We start from the raw sequence: 5,562 nt of genomic DNA, 5'->3' as shown, positions 1-5,562 counted from the left end.
CCATAACCTAAGCCTGTTAAGCCCTCTAAAAGAAAATGTTTTCCCGGAATAAATGATACGCCAAATGTTCCACCGTAACGCAAAGAACCTGCACTAAAATCCCTGTTTCGGCCCCAGCTGAAAATACCGGTTTCATCAACGGAGCGATGCGAGACAGCAGTTTTATCGAGGTTTCCGAAATAAACGCCATAAAAAGCATTGGCTTCTCTTTTTTTGATCGGGCGGATGTATTTCTTTGCACGAAGTAAGAAGCCTTCGTAATGGAGATAATCTCGGTAGCCCAGATTTTTAATTTCGCCTGAGGTGTATGCGAGCTCTAAACCATAGCGGTTTGAAAAAGTCTTTTCCATGGCTATTGTAGGCCTTTTGGCTACTAAATTCAAAATGTTTGTCTTTATCGTTAAGCCAGGTTCATCTTGTGCAAAGCTGGAATAGGCACATAAAATGAATATAAATAGGAGCGTTTTCTTTTTCATAATAAGGACGAAAATACTAAAATATTAGCCTCAAGCAATTAAAACTGTTGCAAACCAAAATTTAGTTCTTATATTTACGTAACTGATTACGTAATTAATTATTATTATGAATTTTTTCGAAGAAACTGGTAAAGTAGCTATAGGTAGCAGGTTAAGAATGCTAACCGATAAAGTAACTGAAGACGCATCGCAGATTTATAAGTTGTATAATATTGATATGCAACCTAAGTGGTTTCCTGTGTTTTATGCTTTGGCACAAGAGAAAGAAAAAACAATTACCGAACTGGCTAAAGATATTGGCCATTCTCATCCATCGGTGAGTAAAATCATTAGCGAAATGCTAAAAAAGGGTTACGTTAAAGAGGGAAAAGATAAAACCGATGGACGAAGGAATGTGGTGAGCCTTTCTCCTGCAGGTTTAGAGATCTCTAAAAAAATTGAAGATCAGCTAATCGATGTAAATGCTGCCATTGAAGAGATTTCGGGCCAATCACAAAATAAACTTTGGGAAGCAATAGGCGAGTGGGAGTTTTTATTGGAGCAAAAAACCTTGTTGAGAAGAGTAATTGAAAAGAAAAAAGAAAGAGATAGCTTAAAGATTGAGATTGTAGATTACCAGCCCAAATACCAGGAAATATTCAGGTCGCTAAATGTAGAGTGGATTTCACAGTATTTTACCATGGAAGAATCTGATTATAAAGCTTTGGATAATCCGCAGGGTTATATTTTAGATAAAGGAGGTTTTATATTGGTTGCTCTTTACGAAGGTGAGCCTTTGGGTGTTTGTGCACTAATTAAGATGTATGATGGCGAATATGATTTTGAACTGGCCAAAATGGCGGTATCGCCAAAAACACAAGGAAAAAATGTGGGCTTTCTATTGGCAAATGCCATTATTGATAAGGCAAGATCGTTAGGCGCATCTAAAATTTATTTGGAGAGCAATACCATTTTAAAACCAGCCATAAACCTTTACCATAAACTGGGTTTCCAAAAAGTGGCAGGTAAGCCCACACCGTACACGCGATGTAATATTCAGATGGAACTGGTGATTAGGTAGAGCTTAGTGTTTAGGGGGGTAGCGCTAACCTCTAAACTCTAAACTTATAACCAATGTTTAAATGGAACTTAGTCTAGTTTCAAAGCCTTAAGCAATTTATTCAGTTTTAATAAGTCTTCTGGTGTATCTATTGCAACTGTTTCTAAGTCAGTTACTTTTGTTTGGATATAAAATCCATTTTCGATCCAGCGAAGTTGTTCTAAGCTTTCGGCAATTTCTAAAGAAGATGGTGGTAATTTGGTAATGGCTTTTAACGATTCTGTGCGGTAACCGTAAATTCCGATGTGCTTGTAAAACTGATGCTTTTCTGCCCATACACCTGGTTCTCCATTTCTGATAAAAGGAATTGGGCTACGGCTAAAATACATGGCGCGACCGTTTACATCGATCACCACTTTAGGACTATTGGGATTGTATACACTTTCCTGACTCTGGATAGATTTGATTAATGTTGCTAACTGTACTTTTTCTTCAGTAAAGCAGCTTGCCAGTAATTCAATCTGAGCAGGTTCGATAAATGGTTCATCACCCTGGATGTTGATCACAATATCGTACCCAGGTAAAGTTTCAATCACTTCAGCGCATCTATCAGTTCCGCTTTGGTGATTAGTTGAGGTAAAGATAAATTCCCCACCAAACCGTTTTACTTCATCGGCAATCCGTACATCATCGGTGGCAATTACTACTTTCGATAAGCTTTCGGCTTTCGATGCTTGCTCGTAAACCCTTTGGATCATGGTTTTTCCGGCAATATCTACTAAAGGCTTTCCCGGAAAACGGGTAGAGGCATATCGTGCAGGAATAATTCCGATAATTTTAGACATACTATTTATTTAAAGTTCTTAATAAGACAACCGCACCAATAATAAGCGCCATAACTACATAAGAAATTGGATGAGCAAAGTTAAATGTCCAGCCCAAAATTTTATTGCGCTTGGGAACCAAAACCCTGGAATCTGATTTATTGAAATAAATAATTCCCCATTTCCAGTTTAATGGGTTTTCGTGCTGAAAATCTTTGCCCACCTTATTCGTTCAGATTAAAATAAACCGTTAATCTCCGCCTCAATAGATTGAATTACCGTACCTAGATCTTCTGGGTTGTTGGTGAAATCTAATTTATCTTTATCCAAAATCAGTAATTTCCCCAGGTTATAACCCTTAATCCAGGCTTCGTATTTTTCGTTCAGTTTAGACAGGTAATCGATACGGATGCCTGCTTCGTACTCACGGCCACGACGTTGGATATTATTAACCAATGTAGGTACCGATGCACGCAGGTAAACCAATAAATCGGGTGGTTTAATAAAAGAGGTAATGTTATCAAAAATAGCCCTGTAATTATCATGATCGCGGGTGGTCATTAATGCCATATCATGCAGGTTTTCTGCAAAAATATGTGCGTCTTCATAAATGGTCCTATCCTGGATTACGTTGCGTTTATTTACTTCAATGTCGGTAATTTGCTGAAAACGACTGTTTAGGAAATAAATCTGAAGATTAAAGCTCCAACGTTTCATGTCGCTGTAAAAATCTTCCAGATAAGGGTTATTGTCCACAGCCTCGTATAAAGCTTCCCATCCATAATTCTTGGCTAATAAACCTGTTAAGGTAGTTTTACCGGCACCTATATTTCCTACAATTGCTATGTGCATTTTCTTTAGATTGGAGATTTGAGATATGAGATTTGAGATTCGAGATATGCGACTGAGAATTAATCTCAAATCTAATATCTCAAATCTCGTTTCTCATATCTCAAATCTATTAAAATTATTAAAAACTTTTAAACCCGATTAAACTGCGAACCTCTCTGATGGTTTTTTGCGCGCTTTCGCGGGCCTTTAATGCACCATGTTTGGCTACCTGCCTTAAATATGAATCATTTTTGGCAATATCCAAAATACGCTCACGCATAGGTGCAGTCGTAATAATCATATCTTCTGCCAACTGTTTTTTGAAATCGCCGTAACGGATCTGCATTTTGCTATATAAATCTTCAAAATGTGCAAGTGTATCCGCACTCGAAACCACTTTCATTAAATCAAAAAGATTCTGAATAGGTTCAGGTTTTGGTTGGTTTTCTTCCGTTGGGCCACCGTCACTAACTGCTCTCATTACTTTTTTACGAATGGTTTCAGGGTCATCAGATAGGTAAACTGCATTGGCTTCGCCTTCTGATTTACCCATTTTGCCTTTACCATCTAAACCAGGTACTTTAACCAGTTTGTCAGAGTAGCTAAAAGCGTAAGGTTCAGGAAAATATTCTGTATTGTATAACCTGTTGAAACGGTTCCCGAAAGTACGCGCCATTTCCAAATGTTGCTCCTGATCTTTTCCAACAGGTACTTTAGTAGCTTTGTGGATTAAAATATCGGCGGCCATTAATACGGGATAGGTTAATAAACCTGCATTTACGTTATCTGGGTTGGCACGCACTTTATCTTTAAAAGATGTGCTGCGCTCTAATTCACCCATATAAGCGTTCATATTTAAGTATAGATAAAGCTCTGCAATTTCCGGAACATCACTTTGTATATAAATGGTACTATTTTCTGGGTCAATTCCACTGGCCAGATATTCAACCAAAACATGTTTAATATTTCCATGTAAATCGGCTGGAGTAGGATGTGTAGTTAAAGAGTGTAAATCGGCGATAAAAAAGTAGCAATTGTAGTCGTTCTGCATTTGAACGAAGTTTTTAACTGCACCATAATAATTACCCAAATGTAATTTTCCTGTTGAGCGGATACCACTCACCACTGTTTCTTTCATAATGGCACGAAATTAAAAATAAAATACAAGCAAATCATAAATCGCTTCAATTTTAATGGTAAGATTTTTTTAGTGTCGTCGTCATCTCTACCGAAGCGGAGAGATCTATAAGCTGAAATTTTTATTTTCCTAGTGGTTGACCTCTCATCGACCAAAAAGCTGCATCCTCATAATTTGAAGATGAAAGCAGGTATTTCATCGGAGGCTGTAGTCCTTCTTTCCGTTATATTCCTTGCTGCGCTCTGGGCTTTACACTTCAATAAGGTTTATTGACAGTGATTTTTGCAAGGACGGAACTGCGGAGAAGTACCTTTTCGATCGTTATCTCTCACTATTTTTTTCGTCATCTCGATCGGAGTGTAACGTAGCGGAGAGATCTTTTCCTAGCGCTGGTGCCGCAACAACCACAGCGAGCAATATAACCATAATTTGAAAATGAAAGCCGGTATTTCATCGGGAGCTACAGTCCTTCTTTCCGTTGCAAGTCCTCGCTGTGCTCCGGGCTTTACACTTCAATAAGGTTTACCAACAGCGGTTTTTGCGGGGACGGAACCGTGGAGAAGTACCTTTCGTCATCTCACTATTTTTTTCGTCATCTCGATCGGAGTGTAATGTAGCGGAGAGATCTTTAGAACGGGTTTCGCCAGTGCTTGGTATAATACAACCATAATCTTAGCCCAATGCAATCAGTTGTTTGAAATATCAAACTATTTTATATTTTTGGTTATCTATGATTTATCTTCTAAGACAAGTACACCGGATATGGTTTCTATTCTGGATACTGTTTTTTTTCGCTCTGTTCTATCCAATATATTACATTACCTCACGTAATGAGAAGTACTACAGTACGCTCAATTTTTTCAGAAAAGCCAACAGTTTTTTGTGCAGTTTGTTTTCAGGTGTTTTTTTTTGTTATCAATATGAAGAAAAGCTAAATCCCAAACAAACTTACATCTATTGCGCAAACCACACCTCTAACCTGGATATTATGATTTTCTGTATCATGGGGCATGGTAAATTCCATTTTATGGGAAAGGACGAATTGTTGAATAATCCCGTATTAGGCATTTTTTTTAAAACCATCGATATTTCTGTAAACCGCGACAGTAAGATTTCGGCTTTTAAAGCATTTAAAAAAGCTGGCGAAAACCTAGAAAAGGGGATGAGCCTGATTATTTTTCCGGAAGGTAAAATAGACGACCATTACCCACCAAAGTTGGGTGAGTTTAAAAATGGTCCGTTCCGCCTGGCTAT

General features: G+C 38.0%; 7 protein-coding genes. 2 read left to right on the top strand and 5 right to left on the bottom strand.

The features are described from left to right. The coding region (locus AC1DND_RS17435) for a DUF3575 domain-containing protein (protein WP_477583520.1) at positions 1 to 476 on the bottom strand (476 nt) is incomplete at its 3' end. 106 nt (positions 477 to 582) lie between these two features. Between AC1DND_RS17435 and AC1DND_RS17430 the strand changes: the two genes are divergently transcribed. Further along, the gene (locus AC1DND_RS17430; protein ID WP_477583518.1) at positions 583 to 1,536 is read left to right on the top strand and encodes a bifunctional helix-turn-helix transcriptional regulator/GNAT family N-acetyltransferase; all 954 of its coding nucleotides are present in this window, start codon (positions 583 to 585) and stop codon (positions 1,534 to 1,536) included. 68 nt (positions 1,537 to 1,604) lie between these two features. Here AC1DND_RS17430 and kdsB read toward each other — a convergent pair whose 3' ends face one another. The 4 genes from kdsB to trpS form a co-directional block, all read right to left on the bottom strand. Beyond that, a complete protein-coding gene (gene kdsB / locus AC1DND_RS17425) occupies positions 1,605 to 2,360 on the bottom strand; it encodes a 3-deoxy-manno-octulosonate cytidylyltransferase (protein WP_215127599.1) in 756 nt (251 codons plus the stop codon). A 1-nt stretch (position 2,361) separates the two neighbouring features. Then, positions 2,362 to 2,562, bottom strand: a complete 201-nt coding sequence (locus tag AC1DND_RS17420) for a DUF5808 domain-containing protein (protein WP_477583517.1) — start codon at positions 2,560 to 2,562, stop codon at positions 2,362 to 2,364. A gap of 14 nt (positions 2,563 to 2,576) precedes the next feature. Further along, entirely contained in the window at positions 2,577 to 3,191 is a 615-nt protein-coding gene (locus AC1DND_RS17415) for a deoxynucleoside kinase (protein ID WP_025144984.1), read from the bottom strand. Between the two features lie 118 nt (positions 3,192 to 3,309). Next, complete coding sequence (trpS, locus tag AC1DND_RS17410; protein WP_131031177.1) at positions 3,310 to 4,308, bottom strand: tryptophan--tRNA ligase; 999 nt, start codon at positions 4,306 to 4,308, stop codon at positions 3,310 to 3,312. 730 nt (positions 4,309 to 5,038) lie between these two features. Here trpS and AC1DND_RS17405 point away from each other — a divergent pair. After that, positions 5,039 to 5,562 (top strand): lysophospholipid acyltransferase family protein (locus AC1DND_RS17405; protein WP_477583515.1); only part of this gene is annotated, 524 nt, incomplete at its 3' end.

Source organism: Pedobacter sp. 01N416 (assembly GCF_056399685.1).
Note: the sequence above shows the minus strand (reverse complement) of the source record. Positions and strands in the feature narration are given on the sequence as shown.